Origin of the sequence: Arthrobacter sp. EpRS71 (genome assembly GCF_001512285.1) — a bacterium.
In the GTDB taxonomy this organism is placed as follows: Bacteria; Actinomycetota; Actinomycetes; order Actinomycetales; family Micrococcaceae; genus Arthrobacter.
Genome location: NZ_LNUV01000003.1, coordinates 298524 through 316201, shown reverse-complemented (window position 1 = coordinate 316201; position 17678 = coordinate 298524). Strand labels below are relative to the sequence as shown.

The window sequence follows — 17678 nt, the reverse complement described above, 5'->3', positions numbered from 1 at the left end:
GCATGTGCCGTTACTCCTCCAGGCAGGCGATGGAATCCGGCCCGCCAGGTGACGCGGAACCGTCGGCGCGCACAATGATGGCCTGCACGCAGATAGGTGGTTCATCAAACGCGGAGAGGAACGCTTTCCCAATGGTGGTGTTCTCATAGACACCTTCAGATTTCGCCGACTTTATGCGCCACTTGAAGGTGTCCCCGGCCATCGGCTGAGGGTTGGTCCAGGAAAAGATGATGATATTCCGGTCCTTGGTATCGCGCGCTGCAGCCAGCCCCGCAACCTCCGGAACGCTGCCGTCGCTCAAAGCGTCCGCCGGCGGCTTACTGGACGATTCCGTCGGCGCCACCTTGGGCTGGGCTTGAGCACCCAGGATCACGCCAACCACAATGGCCACTACCAGCACCGCCGCACCCGTTGCCGCAAGCCAAAGGTTTCGTTTGCCGTGATCTGCCGGCGGAGCGTCGTCCTGGGCTACCGCTGAGGTTCCTGTGGCAGATCGGCTGACCGTTGCCCCCAGATCGTCCTGTGATTGCGAGGGCTGCCAGCCGCGAAGGACCGTGGACTCTGCCGTGTCAGGCTCGGCGGGCGCATACTGTGAGCCGGGCGGCGTGTATCCGGCTGCCGGGGCATGAAACTGGGGCGGGGCCGAGGGCCCGGCCTGCGACTGGACAGGTTGAGAAGGGTTAGTGGGTTGCGAGGGGTTGGTGAGTTGCGAAGCGTCGGGGGTTTGCGGATCACCGGCGGGCCGGGTGAACGGCGGCGCCGGCCGCTGGGTACCGCCCGGAACCGTGGACGGGAACGTTCGTGCCGGGAACGTGGGTGCCGAGCCCGTCGTGGCTGTTCCGGAAGCGTCGGGATCAATCGAGGCGATGCTCCGAACCCGGGTTTCCTCGAAGTTGTCGTCCGGATGCTGATCGTCGCCGTGCCCGGGTTCTTCCAACACCTCAAAAGGCGTCACGGACAGGTTCAGTTCAGCCTGGATCCGCTGAAGTGCCAACGCGAAAGCGTGCGCTGAGGAATACCGCGATTCCGGTGACTTGGCCATGGACGTGGCCAGCACAAGCTCCAAGGACTCCGGAACGTCGGCACGGCCCAGCCTGGGCAGCGGCGAGTTGGTGATGCGGGAGATCAGTTCCCGCTGGGAGTTGTCCTGTCCCGGAAGGACAAAGGGCGAGCGACCCGCCAGCAGCGTGTACAGCGTTGCGCCCAGAGCCCAGATATCCACGGGAACACCGTCCACGGCGCCGCCGCGGAACTGCTCGGGCGGAGACCACGGGATGGACATTCCGGCGTCGTCCTCGGTGTCTGCGCCGATGGTGCCTGAGATGCCAAAGTCCGTCAGGGCGGGCCTGTTGTAATCGGTCACCAGGATGTTGGCAGGCTTGATGTCCCGGTGCACAATGCCGGCCCGGTGGGCGGTTTCGACGGCGGACGCCACCTGGATGCCGACGGCCAGTACCTCGTCCACGCTGAATCGCTGGCGACGGTAGCGGACGTCCAAACTCGGCCTGGAGCAGTACTCCATGGCCAGGTACGAGTGGCCGTTTTCGGTGATCTCGGCTTCGAAGATCGTCACGATGTAGGGATGCGACGACAACTGGGCCATGAGGTTCGCTTCGGACTCGAAGCGGCGGCGTGCCCCTTCGGTCTTCAGATCGGACAACAGCACCTTGACCGCTACTTTTCGGCGCGGGCGATCCTGCTCATAAAGGTAAACATCCGAAAAGCCACCAGAACCGAGCAGGCTGATGTACTTGAAACCCGGAATGGGTGGAGGCGGCGCAGGGGGCCTCTTGGAACTCAAAGAATCTCCTCGAAACGCAATGAAATGTTGTCACCCAGCTCGGCAATATCGCCGTCCAGCAGGATCGCCATCTCGTTTTGGGCAAGGCGGCGTGGTGCCTGGCCTTCCCGAATGAGCACTGTTCCGTTGGTTGCCTTCAGGTCGCACAGCATGACGTGCCAACCTTCCAGCCGGACTTCCACGTGGGAGCGGGAGATGTCCCCTCCCGGGCTGTCCACTTGGATCAGCCGGGGCATGGTTCCGCCTTGGACACGGGAGACCGATGGCTGCCGGCCAATGATGAGCGACTGGTCGAGATCAACCAGCTCACCAGTGGAAAGCCGCATCCTGCCCAGTCGGGGCCGCGGCACGTGGACAGCGTCTCCTGTGACAGGAACCCCGCAGACCGAGCACTGTGGATAGGTAGGCGGGTTGGCGTGCCCCTGGGAGCACATGCGTGCCAAAACGCTGGGCCCTGCGACGGCTGGGCTCTCAGCGCCACCCACAGCAGCCTTCGCTCCCCCATCACCAACAGTGGGAAGACTGCTTTTCATGATGGTCTGGCCGTCGTGATCCGAATCCTCATCCACGGAGCTGTCCTGGGGAACCGATAGCCAAGCCGCCGGTATCTGGGGTGAAGGAACGGCAGCTGGCCCCGGCGGCGCAACCTGCTGGTTACCTCCGGACTCAGGAGTGGAGGAACCGCTGCGGAGCCACGGAACCGAGTCAATCAGTCCAGTAGACGGCGCTGCTGCGGACGCGTTCTCCCCGTGGACCTCCGAGGCAGAAGCAGGCGGAGCAGAAGCAAGCGGGGCTGAAGCAGGCGGGGCAGAAGCAGGCGGGGCAGAAGCAAGCGGGGCGGAAACGGGCGCGCTGGAAGCAGGCTCCGGCGTCGGAGGTGTTTGGTCTTCCGGTGCGGCCGAAGCAGGTGAGCCGTGGTCTTCGGAGCCATCGTCCGAACGGACAGCGGCATCCTCAATGTTCCGCATCACGGTTTTGTCCCACAAATGGTCGTAGCTGGTGGTGTTCTCCAGCGAAGGCAGGATGGGATCCGTGGTGCTTGTGTGGACGGGGACACCGGAGACGTCCGAATCCGTCGCAGGGGCCGGTTCCTGCTCCGCGGCCGGCTCTTCAGGCTCTGCTGATTCGGAGGATGCTGCGGGTTCGTCGGGTGCTTTGGGGTTTTCCGACTCCGCCGGTTTCTCGTCAGCAACCGGTTCCTCTTCAGCCGGTTCCACGTCATCGGCAGCCTTTTCGGCTACAGAATCCACCGGAGCCGCCGCCGGCGGCAGCTCCGGTTCATCCAGCATCTCCGCTTCCTCAGGAGCATCAGGGTGGGCCATGCCATGTACTTCGGCGGTCCCGGGCCCTTCGGCACCAGCATGGTCCGCGGGGGTGGAAGAACCTATGGAGCTGATCATGTGGCCGGGCGCGATGGTCAGGCCGAGGTCCGCCTCCGTATAGCCGATCATGGTCTCGTCGGATACCGCTGCGGGCCGGACTGCTCTTCCGGCATCAGATGCTTCGGGTTCACTCTCAGTGTGGTCGGCGGCGGCCGAGGCATCGAGCGATGCCAGAAGGACCACGCCTTCTCCCAACGGAAGACTGTTCAGTGGCGAGCTGTTGACCGGGAGGCTTCCACCCGCCGTCGGCACTCCCATGGACACGGCAGTGCCGTGTCCGATTCTGACGCTGTAGGACGTGACATCGGCGAGCCGGCGTTCGGTCCAGGTGGTGACGTCACGCCCCGTCAGGCGCTCCTCGCCACCGCCCAGCTTCGGCCCTCCACTCAGCTGGACCGCCAGTTCAAGGTCTCCCCGGAGGAACACACGGAGGGCGTCTTTTGAGTCGATGATCCCGAAGGGCGGGATGCGGCTGAGGGAAACGCCAAAAGCCTCCGTCACCTCGTGGAGCACTTCGTGGGCCTCAGGTGCGGTTGCCAGCAACTCCCAAACGGTATCGATCAGTGCGTGCGGGGTGTCGGGGCCAAGCAGCACCACGGTTCCGTTCCGCACCACGCCAAACCATTCACCCTGCTGGTAGCGGGTCAGCGAAAGGCGGTTACTGCTTCCCATCAACGCCTTCCTCCTGGTCAGCCCCGGCGGCCTCATCCGTGCCGTTCACCCAAGCCCGGGGAAGGGTGTCTTCTTCAACCTCGGACGCTACCTCAGGACGAGGCGCAGTGATGGCGATTCCGGCATCGTTCAAGACGTTTTTGGCGTCCACCACTATGACCGTGACGTTGTCCCTGCCACCGCTTCTCAAGGCGGCCTGAATCAGCGCATCCACGGCATCCTGAGGATGGGCGACGGTGCTCAGGACGCGGAACATGTGGTCATCGCCCAGTTCGCCGTTGAGACCATCCGAGCAGACCATGATCCGGTCCCCCTCCTGAATGGGAAGAAGCCAGAAATCGGCCTCGGTCTCATCGCCGGTTCCCAAGGCACGGGTAACAACATGGCGACGGGGATGAACCGTTGCCTGCTCGGCAGTGATATCACCGGAATCCACCAATTCCTGGACCTCGGAGTGGTCAACACTGACCTGGGTAAACTCCCCTTGGCTGAGGCGGTACGTCCTGGAATCGCCGATGTTCATCACCAGCCAGTAAGGCAGGCCCATCTGTTCCACCACCACCACACCGGACAGGGTGGTCCCTGCGCGGGCGCCGGTCGCGTCGCGGATGGCGGCGTCGGCCTTCAACAGGCAGGACTGAAGACCCGCTGCAGTTGCAGTGCGCACGCCAGTGGACAATTCAGGGGCACTGCCCAGGGCCCGGACACACATGCCGCTGGCGATTTCTCCCGCTTCGTGCCCGCCCATGCCGTCGGCAACGGCAAACACAGGATCTGAGGCGATGAACGAGTCCTCGTTCAGTTCACGCCGCAGTCCGCGGTCCGTACCGTATCCGTAGCTGAGGCGAAAAGCCGATCCGCCTGCGGCGGGACCCGCTTCGGCGTTGACGGGGGTAGCCGGCTGTGAGTTCATGCTTGTCCTAGGTGGAAGGAACGGTCCCCAAAGTGAACGGTGGAACCGGGACGGACAAAACGTGCTTCTCCCGGGTTGAGCCGGGTCTGCAAGCCGTCCGGCGTAGTGACTGCACTGCCGTTGGTGGAATGACGGTCAGTGACCCAGACACCGTCGCCGTCAACGCGCAGATGGAGATGCGTTTTGGAAATAGACCGGCCCGGATCCGTCACGGGCAGCAATTGCTCCACGGACTCCCCGGGCTGCGGTGCCGGATTACGGCCGAGGAGCACTGACCCGCCCAACTGGATGTCCTGGCCGTCGTCTACCCGGATCCGCAGTACGGCCTGGGCACGGGCAGCCCCCGGACGCATCTGGGTGCGCTCCACGTCGTCGTCCGGGTGGGCAGTGACCGCAAGGGTGTCTTGGGGCGTGATGATCCCTGCTTGCGGTGCTGCCGGGGCCTGCGGCGCTGCCGCGGCTTGAGGTGCCGGCCCTTGCGGAGCTGTTGCTGTGGGCGGTGCCGGCGCGAAAGGCATCGACGGCGGCCGCCATTGGTTGGGGTCGTGGGAAGGCTGAACGGCCTGCGGTACGGCAGCCGTGTGCTGCGGCGATGCCTGCGCTGGAGATGCTTGCGGTGCAGCGGCTTGGGCTTGCGTGGCTTGGGTGGCATGGGTTGGAGCGGCCTGCCCGGAAGCTGCCTGCACGCTGCCGTTTGGCCGGGAACCCGACGCCGGACCTGACGGCACCGGGGAGGCTACGGGTTGAACCGGCGGGAGATCCATGGGAGCGAAGCTGTACGGACCTTGAATGCCTCCGGTGGTCACCGGATTGCGGCCCGCATTGACATCGAAGACCAACGACTTTGCTGCTTTGTCCTGCCAGCCCCGCAGCTTGCCGTTCTTGTCCCAGGCGTTGGAGATGACCACAAGGACAGCCCAAACAACACCAAGGAACATCAGCGGCAAGGCGATCCAGAGGACCAGTCCGATCAATCCGAGCGCCGACAGGATGACGGCAACAATGGACCCCAGCAGCAAGAGGCCACCAGTGAGGATCCCGCGAACAAAAACAACACCAGCGCCCGGCGCATAGCCGTCGGAATCCGCACTGCGGATGCCCATGAGCTGGTTGCCAACAGTGTTTCCCGACTTCGCCTCAAGGCCAAGGATGACAAAGGTGTACACCACAGTCACCCCCAGACCAATGCTCCCCAGGAGAACCAACAGTCCCGTGTCATAGACAATGAAGCCGTTCCTGCGGGTCTGCGTGATGCCGGCAATGCCAAGAGCGAACGTGGTGGCAAGGACGGCAAAGGGTCCCAGCCAGTCCAGCACGGCGGCTCCCAGGCGTTTTCCGGCAGAGGCGGGCACCAATTCGAGATTGCTGGTCATTGTGGTCCCTCCCCCTGGCCCAGGCATACGGTCCGGCATGGTTTTTTGGCCGTGCTGCATCGGCGACGCCGGCGCCGACACTACCGAGATACTACCGGGATCGGAGGAACCCTGCCGGTTAGCGAACTCCAACGCCGCCTTCTGGGCGTGATTGATGTTGCCTTCCTTGCGGGCACCACGGTTATTCAGAGGTGAACCGCACTGCGTGCAAAACGTCGCGCCCGGACGGACCCCGTGCCGGCAAGCCGGGCAAAGTTCTGTCTCATTGTTCATCGGTGGTGTCCTTCTTGAACGGCAACGTGAAGCGGCGCTTCGCAGGCTCGGTGGTGCTCTGTCGCCGGCGACGAAGGGCCGCGCGGCCATCGGACAGCAACGAACGCGGCGAGAACCGTGCCTGCTGCCGTTTCCAGAAACCGACGCTCCCCGTAATATCCGTCAAGGACGTATCAACAATCTCCCAGTACTCCTTGACCTGATCCTCACTGGGCTGACCGGCCCCGAACACGGCGGCGTCGGCTCGATGGGCAAGCAGGGTGGTAGTAGTTCCCGTAGTGGGGAAAGCATCAGCGATGACCGTGGCCGATTCGCGCCGGGTGGACTTGGTGTCAATCGAGGCACCCATATCGGTGACCAAGCTCAGCACTTCGTTCCATCCAGCGCCAACCCGCTGGGCAGGGTGACCATCACGGAAACGCGCCTTCCGGCGTCGTGATTTCAGCAGGAGAATCAGCAACAGCGGCAACGCGAGGATCCCCAACGGGATCAGTGCCACGCCAATGGCTGCGAGAAGCGGGCCCCAGAAGAGCCATGGGTTGTTCTTCTTCTCGTCAGCATCCAGGGCGTCCGGGGTGGAATCCGGTGGCAGGTCAGCGGGTTCCTGCGGCGGGGGCGGCGGCTGCAGCACCTGCGGCTTGGGTTTGGACTTGTTTTCCGGGTCCGGTGGAATGGGCACATTGTCCTTGGGCGGGGTGGGATCAAAGGCAACCCATCCCACGCGGTCGAATGCCACCTCAACCCAGGCGTGGACGTCCTTGCCCGTGATCTTGATGTCGCCGGCACCATTCTCGGGGCTCTTGGGGTCCGGATAGAACCCCATGACCACACGCGATGGAATGCCAAGATGGCGGAGCATGAGGGACATGGACACGGCGTACTGTTCGTCATCGCCGAGCATTTGCTTGGCGGAGAGCATGTTGCGGACGCGCGCAGCGCTGTGACCGGGAAGGCTGGGGAGCTGTCCCTCGGCTACCAGGCCGTTGCTGAATGCACCGCTTTTCTGGAAGTGCGCCTCGATCTGCCGCACGCGGTCAATGGCCGTAGGTGCATCCTCTGACAACTGATTCGCCTGCGACGCCACGATCGGCGGCACTTCCTCCGCCTCAGGCAGCGTGAGCTTCGCGAAGTCGTACTGGGTGAGCTGTCCGTGTTCCAGCGTCCCGGGGTCAGAGACCTGCACGGTGTAGTTCTCACCCTTGGACAGTCCCTTGGTGGTGACGGCCGTGTCCGTGCCGGCGTTGAAGTAAAGCCCTGAAGCTGCACCGGAAGTATCAGCGAAACTCATCCCCGTGGTGTGGCTGCCACCCGGCACAAAGTAGCCCTGGTAGTCCTCCACAGTGATGTCCAGCGTGTAGTTGGTGCCCTGCACCGGGCTCCCGGAATCAGCCAGAGTGTTCAGCGAACGGGCGTCGCCCACCTTGCTGAAGTTGCCGGAACTGTTGGGGTCCATGGTGTAGTTCAGCCCGTTGAAAGCGTCCAGGGCAGCCAGCCGGACGCGGGCATCCTTGGGCAGGCCCTTCACCGTGAACAGCGTGCTGTCCTTCTCGTCCTTGACGAAGCTGCGGAAACTCGCCAGCGGGGTGATGTAATCCCGCGGATCGAAAGGCGGGACGATGGTGTTGCGGAGAACCTTGCGGTCATCGCTGGCAGTGACCAACGGCGAGGCGATGGCGGTGACGCCCACCGCAACGGCGATCACGGCTGCAGCAGTACCCAAGCGACGTAGCTGCCCGCGCCGTGCGGTGTCGGCGTCGGAATCTGGCCTGTTGGCCGAAACGGCTTTGGTGCTGTTCCTGCGGAGCACGTCGCGGCGGAAGGTCGCCCACACAATGGACACAATGGTCAGGGAGACTCCACGCTCCACGTTAAGGAAGCCTGCGCTGGTACTGAAGGCGATTCCGGTGACGAACAGGACCAGCACAGGAAGCAACGGCCAGTAAGGGCTCTTCAAACGCCATGTCAGCAGACCCGCGGCCAGCGCCGTCACCAGCGAGCTCAGGAACGGCACAATGAGCATGCCGTTCGCGGTCCCCACGGGAACGCCCACTGTCAGCATGTCCTTCCAGGCAAAGACGATGCCCAGCAGCAACGTGCGCAGGGAGTCAAGGCTGGGCAGGAATCCCACAACTGCCGAATCCGGCACTGCAAGCGCCGATCCGAAGACCATATAGGCGCCGAACGTCACCGCAGTGGTGATCAGCAGCCCCAAGCGGAGGTGCGCGTTAAGGACGGCGATCCCCAACCCGAGCAGCACGCCGCCCAGACCTGCGATGAGGTAATGGGGGTCTCCCCCGAAGCTCAGGGTGAACCCGAGGACGCCAAGGAACAGCAGCACCAGAAGCGCGCCGCAGTCAACGGCGAAATGCCACAGAGGCCGGCCGTCGCTGAAGATCGATGCACCCGTGGCACGGGCCTCGGACCTGGAACCCCGGGCAGCGCGAGAGCCCTTCGCTGCCCGGGCTTCCTTCGCGCGGGGACGGAGATTGGGCGCGGTGCTCATGCTGCCGCCTTTCGAAGAACAATGGCCAAATCGTCCAGGTCGCCCACCGTCAGGACCGTCAGGTCCGCGATGTTAGCCCTTGACGGCGCCGCGCCGGGTTGAACCCGCACCGCCAGGCTCCGCACGCCGGGAGGAACGGAGGCAGCGCAGGTGCGCAGCTGGGTTGCCGTCACGTGGCTGCCGACGACGAAGAACACCACGGAGGCATTCGGGACGGCGTCTGACAGGTTCCGTGCGAGGTCGACGGCGGTCTTCCGCATGGGTGCTCCGACAACCCGGGTCATGTCGTCCAGCATGTTACGGCCCGTCTCGCAGCGGAGCGGCCCCTTCTGCGTCAGGACGTCCAGGTCACGTTGTTCACTGATCGCTTGGCGTCCGATGGATGCGGCCACGGAGATGGCCATTTCGAACTCCGCCTCGGAGTCGTACTCGTCGGTGTTAATGGACAAAGAGATGGCAAGGTGCGCGCGTCGGGTTTCCTCGAACTGGCGGACCATGAGCTTGTTGGTGCGGGCCGTGGTCTTCCAGTGGATGTGGCGCCGATCATCGCCCGGGACGTAATCGCGCAAGGCGTGGAAGGACACATCCGCACTGGAGAGTTCCGTGGTGGGCATGCCCTCAAGGTCACGGATGAACCCTGCCGCGGAGCTGCCCAGGGAAACGGTGCGGGGATGCACGAAGAGGTCCACCGGTTCGGTCCACATGACGCGACGACGCAACAAGTGGAGGGGGTCGGCGCGGACAGAACGGACCGGACCCACCACAATCACTGCACGCCGGGCCGTGGGAATGGTGAAAAGGTCCTCGTGAACCTGCGCCGGCTTCATGCGGGGCAAATGGAACACAGCAGTATTGGAACCCACGGGGAGTTCCAAAGCAGCAGGCAACAAAGGCCTCGTGGAAACGTTGGACACAGCAATGCTGCCCACAGCGTCATCCCCTACTGCCACCCGGGTGCGGGCAAGGTCCAGAACCACACCATACGCCGAGCGGCCCACAATGAAGCCGATGGCCAGGAGGAACAGCAGGAACGCCACCATCGCAGCGGACTTGGCTTCCTGCCAACCCCACGCCTGCCCTGCCCACCAGAGCCCGATGGCCGCAACCAACACAACCCAGCCCAACAGGCTCACCACAGCCAGGACAGGCCAGACGAACCTCAGCCACGTAGCCCGGACCTTGCCCCACACCGGCGAAAGGACATCGCCCGCGGTTCCGGCAGCTTCGGACCATACCGCGGCGGGGTGGAGCTTACTGGACTGGCCGCGCTTGCTGGACTGGCTGGGGCGCTTCCCCGGCTCGCTGCCAGAGGAACGCAGGGAGCGCATCTTATCGCCAAGCGAAGACGCAGTGCGCTTGAGCGAATCAGCAGCCCTGTTCAGGGGTGTGCTGGAGGACATGTAGGGGCCTTTGTTTGAGCTGGTGCGATTGAGCGGGTGCTTTGTGGAGGCGTGGTGCCAGTTGCTGGCGCCTGTTTAGGCGCTGGCGCCTGTTTAGGCGCTGGCGCGTTGCTGCGGTGCAGCGACGTCGGCGAGGACGCGGCTGAGTACCACCTCAGGTGTTGCCCCGGAGAATTCAGCCTCGGGGTCCATCACCAAACGGTGCGTCCACACCACGGGAGCGAGTTCCTTGATGTCATCCGGCAGCACGAAGTTCCGGCCCTGGCTGGCTGCCCACACCTTCGCGGCGCGGACCATGGCCAGAGCGCCACGGACGGATACGCCCAGCCTGGTTTCGCCGGCGTTGCGGGTCTCTTCGCAAAGGCGGGAAATGTACTCCAGCACCGCAGTGTCCACATGGGTTGTGGCTGCCAGGTCGGCCATATCAGCCACGGCCTGGGTGGTGATCAACGGCGTGAGGTCCTTCGACCGATCCTTCAAGTTGGCCCCGCCCAGCAGCCGGACGGTGGAAGCGTGGTCCGGATAGCCAATGGAGGTCTTGATGAGGAAGCGGTCCAGCTGGGCCTCGGGTAGTCGGTAGGTACCAGCCTGCTCAATGGGGTTCTGGGTCGCCAGGACCATGAACGGGCGGCCGGCCTCGTACGTGGTGCCGTCCACTGTCACCCGGGATTCCTCCATGACCTCCAGCAACGCGGACTGCGTCTTCGGAGAGGCACGGTTGATTTCGTCAGCCAAGACGATGTTGTTGAACACCGGGCCCTTGTGGAACTCGAACTTCTGCGTCTTCTGATCGTAAATGGTCACACCCGTCACGTCAGACGGCAGAAGGTCGGGCGTGAACTGAATACGGTTGTGCGAACCCTGGACCGTTGCGGCCAAGGCACGCGCCAGGGAAGTCTTACCCGTGCCCGGTGCGTCTTCAAACAGGACGTGACCTTCGGCCATCATGGCGGTGAAGGTCAGCCGGATGACGTGTTCCTTGCCCAACACGGCCTTGCCCACGTTGGCAACGAGCTTCTCGAACGTCTCTGCAAACCAGGCGGCCTGCTCGTTTGTCATGGTCATCGGTAGATCCTGTTCCTTGGGTATGGAGGTGTTGGTTGTTGGGTTATTGCGTTGAGCCGGCGATGGGTCAGCAGGGTGGCGGCACGCCGTTGCGGACGTCTACGGTGGTGGACTTCACGAACCAACCGCTCTTCGGCGATCCGTTCAGCTTGTACCAGGGAGTGCCGTTTCTGTAGATGTCCTGCCTGCAGGTGACATCAATCCAGCCCCAGGACCGCTCCACCCAGCCGACTCCACACGTGGGCCCGCTGGGGTTGTACGAGTCCGGTTGGCCGGGCTTTCCCGGGCAGGTGCTGTTGTGGGCCTGGATCTGTGAAGGCGCCGGCGGGTTAGGCGGTGGCGGCGGAGGCGGTTCGGCTCCACTGCGGGATGTATCACTGCCCACCCGGCCAGCTTGGCCGCCGCTGATCGCACGGACCTGAAGCGTCACGGTCTGGCTGTAACCCACACTTCTTGAGAGCGACCTCTGATCTGTGTTCGTCCATGCTCCGCCATCAAGGCTGTACTGGTACCCCGTCACAGGGCGGCCATTACCACTGGGGGCGTTCCAGGTCCAGGACACCGTCTTGTCGCCGACGCCGCTGCTCTTGCTACCGGTCACCACCGGCGCAGCTGCCAGTCCATAGGGATTGACAGTGTTTGATGCGGGGCTTCTGTCACCGGGCGTAGGGTTTCGTGAGGAGACTGCCCACACGACCACTGCCGTGTCAGTTCCGTTGGCGGCTGCAACAACAGCCCCGCCAGGGGCAATTGTTCCGCTACCTCCCCCGGAAGTGAGAGCGTACCGATAGCTGATCTCGTTGACGTTGGAGCCGTTGCGTTCCGGACCCGCCAACGGGTTGAACGTCACCTGAATCTTGCCGCCATCAGCGTTGGTCTCCACCAAGGCAGCCGATGGGGCGCCCACTATGCCTGGTTTGCCCGCAGCACGTATGGCCGCTGACTGCTGGCTGACGCCGCTGACACCGGCTTTGTTGGTAGCCGACACTGTGAACGAGTAGTCATCCTCGGAGTTGGTTACCGTCACATTTTGTGACGTCCCGGCCACGGGTTGCGAAGTTACCAGAGCGCCACCCCGGTAAGTCGTCAAGGTGTAAGTAGACACGGCATCACCGTTGTTATTCGGCGCTGCCCAGCTGACTTGCAGTTGGCTTCGTGAATCCACGGAACCTGCACCTACCACTGAGGGAGCGGCGGGAGTTGCCGGCACGCCGGCAGGAATCTCCGCGGCGGAGTAGGTGCTCCACTCGGACGGTTCCTTGGCGTCGTTCCGTGCCAGGACACGCACCTTGTAGGCCACGCCGTTGGTCAGACCGGTCCACACGTGACTGTTGCCCGTGAGGTTCTGAATCTGGGGGTTCTGGCCTGCCGGAGCAGGCGAAATCTCAAGATCGTAGGACTTGATGGGCGAGCCCTTGCTTGCAGGAGCAGTCCACGCTACGGAGAGTTGCTTGTCACCGAACTTCAGCGTCGGTGCCACCGGGGTGTCCGGCTTGACGTCCGGGCGGACCTCGGCGGATGCAGGAGAGCGCTCGGACTCGTCGATCGCGTTGGTTGCGGTAACGGCGAAGTGATACTTCACGTTGTTGGTCAACCCAGTCAAGGTACACGTGTTCGCGGGGCAGTCCTGCGTGAAGCCGTTTTCCCCGTACACCGTGTACTTGGTGATGGGTGAGCCACGGTCCGGCGGCGCGTTCCACGTCAGCAGCGCTGTCTGGTCCCCCACGCTTTGGGCCAACGGCGTGGTGGGCGCTGCCGGCTTGTCCTTGACGGTCAAACGGATGCGGGCAGTGGCATACCGGGAGATCTCCCCCGTTTTATCCTGCACGGTGTAGGCCACCACCATGGTGCCCGTGAATCCGCCCCCGGGCGTGACGGTAACGCTGTCTCCCCCGACTTCGGCGGTTCCCTGGCCCGTTTCGGTCACCGCTGAGACGATCTTCAGCGCAGTGTCCGGGAACGGGTTGGAGTCATTTGCCAACACGTTCACTGTCACTGGCTTCCCGGATTGGGCATCCGGCTCAGCGTCGTCGTTGGCTACCGGTTTGGGCCTGGTGGAGGCAGACAGTGAAAGCTTGTAGGTAGCCACAGCTTCCAGTCCGCGCCGGTCCTTTGCCTTCACCTGGACAGTGCCCGTCTGCCCGATCTGTACGGAATCGTTAGCAGAGACCTTGAGCGTCTTGCCATCCACGTTCGCTTTGAAGCCGCCTTGGGCGTCACCCACCAGCTCGTAGCTCATGTTCTGCACGTCATCCGAGTCCGGATCAGAGGTCAGCTTCTCCAGGTCCAGGCTGGCAGAGTCACCCTTGGGCACCTCCACGTCACTGCCCAAGAGGACGGGAGGGTTGTTCTTATTGGGGTCGGGCAGCACCTTAGTTCGGATGCTCAGCGTCGACTTGAGGCCGTCGGGGTCATCCGGGCCGGTCCCGTCAGTGACTTCGAAGCTGATGGAACCGGGGCCTACATACTCCGCGCCGGCAGTGTATTTCAGCGCCGTACCGCCGTTGGCTATGGGATCGCTGCCGTCAGAACCGATGAGCTTGATGCGGTCAGTCTGGGTCAGGCGCGGTGAGCGCCCTTCCCGGACTTTGACCCACTCTGAGAGGTTCACGGTGACGGACTGGCCTGAGACAAGTTCCACCACCTCGTCCTTGGCGAGCGTAGGAACCTGCTGGCCAATCCCGGGAACCCAGATGATGGCCGTGGACTTCTGTCCGTCCACGTCCTCCACCGTGTAGGGCACCAGTTGCGGCTGCTCGGTGAGGTCAACAATGACGTTGCCTTCGGGGCCGGGACGTGCGGTGTCCAAACCGGTGGAAACCTTGAGGTTTTCTCCCACGCCGTCCGGATCCTCATCGTTCTTCAGGACCGGGACGTCCACGGCTGTTTTGCCGAGAGTCTGCGCCGAGGTCACGCGGTCATCGCGTGCAATCGGCGCCTGCAAGGGCAGGTCATTCTGAACTACCACGCGGATACTGGCCTGGCCCACCGCATCGCGGTCATCGGCCACCGAGTAACGGACGTTGACGGTGCCCTCCGCTGCCGGAGCGGTCACAAGGATCCGGCCGCTGGTCTGGCTGACCTTGGCGTCGAGTCCGGCATCAGCCTCGATGCTGTCCGTCAGGATACGGATGAGGTCGCCATCGGGGTCGGTGTCATTGGCGGTCGCATCAACGGCGATCTGGCGGCCAGGACGAACCTTGACCTCGTCATCCACGGGTGCGGGTTTCTGGTTATCTTCGCCGCGTGGCGCTACGCCAACCGTCACGGTTCCTGTGTTCACCGCGCCTTGGCGGTCGATCACCTTGTAACGGAACGAGTCAGTTCCGGCGCCGTCCCCTGCGGCGACGAAATCGATGAAGCTGCTGCCCGCCGTCGCAGTACCCATGGTGGGTGTGCTGTCGATGCCGGTGAGTTGCACCGAGTCGCCGTCGGGGTCTATGCCGTCCAACGGGACCGGAATCCGGACGCTGCCGCCCGCTACCACGCGTGCCGTCAGGTTTTGCGGCTGCGGCCGCGAATTCTGGGTGCCTTCCAGCGGAAGGATGTGGATGGTCACCGCCGCGGCGCTCTTCTGGCCCTGAGGATCAACCGCGTTGTAAATGGCGCGCACCGTTTTTGGCGTGGGGCCGGCGATGAAGCGAAGGGTCTTCTCGGAAATGAACGCTTTGCCGTCCTCTTCCGGAATGCTCTGTGCCAGTACCGGATCAACGGACAGTTCCTCACCCTGCGGGTGGGTGTCATTGTCCAGGACCGGAATGGTCACGACGTCGTTCACGCGGACGTTGACTTCGTCGGGTTTGGGCTGGGGAGCCTCGACGACGGCGGGAGCCGGCACCGGGACGACGCCCACTGTGCCTGTGGCCGAGGCGCGGCCGTTGGACATGGTGTAACTGAAGACGAAAGGTTCCTTGGCGCCGAGGACGTCCGTGACGCGAAGGACGCTGTGGTCGATCACGCTCACCGAGGCGGACGAACCGTCGGGCACGGTGACGGACTGGAGGACCAGCACCCCGCCGGAAGGATCGGAATCGTTGGCGAGAGGATCCACCAGAACGCTGCCGCCCACGGGAAGCAAAGCCACGTCATGAACCGCGACGGGGGCACCGGGATCTTTACCGGACTCCACGTCCACGCGGATCAGCCCCTGGCTGCTCTGGGGGCCGTTGCTGGCGATGTAGGTCAGGTAGATCGGGCCGGGCGTGGTGCTCCGGAACGTGAAAGTTCCGCCGTCGGTCACCGGGCCCAGCTCAGCAGGGCCTGCGGCTTCCACGTGAGCCACACGAAGGGCTCCACCATTGGGGTCCACATCGTTTTTCAAGGGAGCGATGACCAGGTCCTGGCCAACTACGGCAGTGACGTGGTCCGCGTTGACCACAGGCGCGAGGGCGCCCGGTGGCTGTACGTTCACCACGATGCGGCCGGTGGTGGTGGCCCGGCCGTCCCACACGGTGATGGTGACGTTCTTCTTGCCCGGTGCTGCACCGGAATCCTGGTACGTCAGCAGGCCGTCACGGCGAACCTTCACCTGGTCCTGATCGTTGTCCGACTTCGCGTCCAGCAGGACCAGGTCATCACCGTCAGGGTCCATCCAGTCAGTCAGAATGTTCTGGCTGACGGACTTGCCCTGCTCCACCAGCATGGTGGTGGGCTCGCCTCGTTTGAAGAGCGGCGGTTTATTTTCTTCAGGGGCTACTACCCGCAGGGTGACCTTGCCGCCTGCGGACAAGTCACGGCCGTCGGCGGCGTTGTAGTCAAAGACTTCCGTTCCCGGTTTGGCATCATCCGGGACCTTGATCTGGAAGGCGGAGCCTCCGTAGATGTTTTCCAGCGCGCCCATCTTGGGGCCATTCGCGCCCACCGAGGCGGTGAGGACATCGCCGTCGGGGTCTGAGTCGTTATCCAACACGCTCAGGATGGAGGTCCGGCCGGGCCGGACACCGAACTCGTCCGGTTTGGTTTCCGGCGGCCGGTTGGGTTTGGTGCGGTCCGGGAGGACGTTGATGGTGTTGTTGTCCGCGGACTCCTGGTCCTGGTCATCGGACTGGTTCTTGGGCGGGACAACATCGTCCCAGTTGTTCACCAGTTGCATGTTCTGGTTGACCAGCCACACACTGCCTGAGTTGACGTCGTTAAGGACCACCAGGTCCCTGTTTACCCGGAAAACGTAGCTCGGAGAGGCACTGGCTTTGGGGACGTCGTTCTTCTTGTCGTCCGCGTCATTGTCGCAGTCGCGGACGTACTTGTTGGCACCGGACCATGCCGAGTGCACACACTTGCTGACCTGCACGGGCGCCGCGGGGACGCCTTCGCCGTCAGCACTGACAGTTGCTGCTGTGGACCCGTCAAGAGGCTGTTTCAGCAGGTCCTTCTTCGTGGCAATGGCCACGTAATTGCTGTCTTCGCTGCTCTGCTGCAGCTTTGCTTCGCGGGCATCGGCCAGTTGGAGCTTCCGGCCGCCCGGGAGGAAGAGGTTTCCGGACGCGGCATCCAAGACCACGGGCTTATCGCCCACCACAGTCAGTTGAAGATCGCCGGCGCCCTTGAGCTCATCCACCTTGGTGATCTGGGAATCGGTCCGTTCACCGTTGGCGTCCACGGTGGTGACGGTGATTTCGCCCTTGCCGGGGTCCGCCGTGTAAATCCGGTTATCAGATCCCACCGCCGACACCATGCCCGGGGAGCCGGTCAGAACGGGCTCGGTTCCTTCTTCATCGAAGCCGTTAACGGTGGAGGGAGACAACGCCCAGACTTTGCCGCGGGCAGGATCGGTCACCGAGAGCACGGTGGAGCCATAGCTGACTTGCGACGACGACGGCAGCTGCTTGTCGCCACCCAGCTTCAGATTTGCGGCCGAGACCTGGTTGATAGTGGAGCCGGACTCATCGTCCACGAAGACGTTGCCGTCATGCTGGAGCACATCAAAGGTAGTGGTGGCGGGGGTCACTGCACCATCAAGGACGCGGGACGGATAGTTCAACCGACCCACGGCGTTCTTGGTTTTGCTCACCACCCACACGCCGCCGTCGTTCAAGTCCACCTCGGTGGTCTTGAACCCCGGGTACAGAATTGCCCCGGTGATCAGCAAGGCGCCCGCTGCGGTGACAGCAGTTCCCGCTAGTATTTTCTTGTTTTGACGCTTTTTCAGCCCCAGCTTGCCGAAGAAATTTCTCACAGCCCCAGAATTCCCTTTGTGTCCAGCCGCTCCCCAGTGGCTTCCGGGCCAACCGGCAGATGCCGGCAGCCGTACATTCCGCAGTTCCCCCGTACGGCGGCGGAATTTTCAGTCCCTAAGA

The 17678-nt window shown here is 63.5% G+C and carries 8 protein-coding genes; all 8 read right to left on the bottom strand.

Annotated elements, in window-relative coordinates:
- Nucleotides 1-10: 10 nt before the first annotated feature.
- Entirely contained in the window at nt 11-1801 is a 1791-nt protein-coding gene (locus AR689_RS04245; RefSeq protein WP_062067255.1) for a protein kinase domain-containing protein, read from the bottom strand.
- A complete protein-coding gene (locus tag AR689_RS04240) occupies nt 1798-3855 on the bottom strand; it encodes an FHA domain-containing protein (RefSeq protein ID WP_062067253.1) in 2058 nt (685 codons plus the stop codon). Before AR689_RS04240 ends, AR689_RS04245 begins: the two co-directional genes overlap by 4 nt.
- Nucleotides 3842-4768, bottom strand: coding sequence for a PP2C family protein-serine/threonine phosphatase (locus tag AR689_RS04235; protein WP_062067250.1), 927 nt, complete (start codon nt 4766-4768; stop codon nt 3842-3844). Before AR689_RS04235 ends, AR689_RS04240 begins: the two co-directional genes overlap by 14 nt.
- Nucleotides 4765-6414 carry an RDD family protein gene (locus AR689_RS04230; RefSeq protein WP_062067247.1) on the bottom strand — a complete coding sequence of 550 codons (1650 nt, stop codon included), beginning with the start codon at nt 6412-6414 and terminating at the stop codon, nt 4765-4767. The genes AR689_RS04235 and AR689_RS04230 overlap by 4 nt, the downstream gene beginning before the upstream one ends.
- Nucleotides 6404-8917, bottom strand: a complete 2514-nt coding sequence (locus AR689_RS04225) for a transglutaminase TgpA family protein (RefSeq protein ID WP_062067245.1) — start codon at nt 8915-8917, stop codon at nt 6404-6406. The genes AR689_RS04230 and AR689_RS04225 overlap by 11 nt, the downstream gene beginning before the upstream one ends.
- The gene (locus AR689_RS04220; protein ID WP_062067243.1) at nt 8914-10317 is read right to left on the bottom strand and encodes a DUF58 domain-containing protein; all 1404 of its coding nucleotides are present in this window, start codon (nt 10315-10317) and stop codon (nt 8914-8916) included. Before AR689_RS04220 ends, AR689_RS04225 begins: the two co-directional genes overlap by 4 nt.
- Nucleotides 10318-10410: 93 nt before the next feature.
- Nucleotides 10411-11382: an AAA family ATPase gene (locus AR689_RS04215; RefSeq protein ID WP_062067241.1), complete on the bottom strand. Its 972-nt coding sequence runs from the start codon at nt 11380-11382 to the stop codon at nt 10411-10413.
- Between the two features lie 67 nt (nt 11383-11449).
- A complete protein-coding gene (locus AR689_RS04210; protein ID WP_062067239.1) occupies nt 11450-17557 on the bottom strand; it encodes an Ig-like domain-containing protein in 6108 nt (2035 codons plus the stop codon).
- Between the last annotated feature and the right edge of the window lie 121 nt (nt 17558-17678).

Bases quoted from the DNA above. Each gene is read 5' to 3' on its own strand.
- AR689_RS04225 (WP_062067245.1), bottom strand. From the start codon at position 8,917: ATGAGCACCGCGCCCAATCTCCGTCCCCGCGCGAAGGAAGCCCGGGCA.
- AR689_RS04215 (WP_062067241.1), bottom strand. From the start codon at position 11,382: ATGACCATGACAAACGAGCAGGCCGCCTGGTTTGCAGAGACGTTCGAG.
- AR689_RS04240 (WP_062067253.1), bottom strand. From the start codon at position 3,855: ATGGGAAGCAGTAACCGCCTTTCGCTGACCCGCTACCAGCAGGGTGAA.
- AR689_RS04235 (WP_062067250.1), bottom strand. From the start codon at position 4,768: ATGAACTCACAGCCGGCTACCCCCGTCAACGCCGAAGCGGGTCCCGCC.
- AR689_RS04220 (WP_062067243.1), bottom strand. From the start codon at position 10,317: ATGTCCTCCAGCACACCCCTGAACAGGGCTGCTGATTCGCTCAAGCGC.
- AR689_RS04230 (WP_062067247.1), bottom strand. From the start codon at position 6,414: ATGAACAATGAGACAGAACTTTGCCCGGCTTGCCGGCACGGGGTCCGT.